The sequence below is a fragment of the Protofrankia sp. CiP1_Cm_nod2 genome (genome assembly GCF_920664355.1).
GTDB lineage: Bacteria > Actinomycetota > Actinomycetes > Frankiales > Frankiaceae > Protofrankia.
Genome location: NZ_CAKKTL010000202.1, coordinates 1 through 1,127, shown reverse-complemented (window position 1 = coordinate 1,127; position 1,127 = coordinate 1). Strand labels below are relative to the sequence as shown.

The window sequence follows — 1,127 nt, the reverse complement described above, 5'->3', positions numbered from 1 at the left end:
GAACACTGTCGTCCCTGGTGTCCGGGCCGGGCGCGGATCTGTCATCGATCTGTCCGTGGAGCTGGGTGGGTCGCGGGGAGCACCGGGGACTTCGGCCCGCGCAGCCCGCCCGGTGGGCCGAGGCCCGTCCGGTGGGCCGAGGTCCCGACTGGTCACCGGCCGGGCTGACGGTACCGCCCGCGGGGCGGCTCACCCGGAGCGGGCCTGCGGTTCCGGCGGTCTCCACGAACGGTTGTGACGCTGCGTGTGCGTCCGGGTGGTTCATCCGGAGTCGTCCGTCGGCTCCGAGGCCCGGCCGGGGCAGGTGGACGCCGGCCGGGCGTCCACCGTGGGTGCCGGCGGGGTGCCCGTCACCGGCGACTCGACCTGTTCGGCGGGCAGCCAGAGGCGCTCCCAGCCGCCCATCCGCAGCAGCGCGTCGATCAGCCCGCCGGTGAAGCCCCAGATGAACATCTCCTGGACGCGGAAGGCCGGTCCCAGCGCGCCCGTCCTGCGATGACGGACCTGCAGCCGGTTCGCCGGGTCGGCCAGGTGGGTGATCGGTACCCGGACGACCGCGGACGTCTCGCTCGGGTCCACCGGCGCGACCGGGCACGGTGTGTGCCACCACCCCAGCACCGGCGTCACCAGGAAGTGGCTCGGCGGTATGTAGAGGGCGGGGCCGGTGGCCAGGAGCCGCACGCCGGTCGGGTCGAGGCCGACCTCCTCCCTGGCCTCCCGCAGCGCGGTCGCGGCCGGGGAGGTGTCGGTGGGGTCGGTCGCCCCGCCGGGGAAGGCCGACTGGCCGGCGTGGCTGCGCAGGCTCGCCGCACGTTCGATGAGCAGGATGTCGGGCCCCTGGGGGCCGTCGCCGACCAGCATGAGGACGGCCGCGGGACGCCCGTCGGCCGCGTGCAGCCCGGTCCAGGAAAGCTGGTCGGGATGGGCGGTGCGCAGGGCCGTCGCCAGGCCCGCGAGCCAGGCGGGCACGCCGGCCCCGGCCAGGCTGTCCGTTCTGGCCGGGCTTCCTGTCGGGGCCGCTTCGGCCGGGCTTCCTGTCGGGGCCGGGCCGGCTGGCGGCGCGGGGCTGCCCGCCCCGGCCAGGCCGCGCGCTCCCGCCAGGTGGTGGCCTCCCACCGGGCCGGGCC

Annotated in this window: 1 protein-coding gene; it reads right to left on the bottom strand. The window is 77.0% G+C overall.

The window, feature by feature from the left end; genetic code table 11:
* Positions 1-261: 261 nt before the first annotated feature.
* The coding region (locus NBW84_RS18890) for an NUDIX hydrolase (RefSeq protein ID WP_445548767.1) at positions 262-1,127 on the bottom strand (866 nt) is incomplete at its 5' end.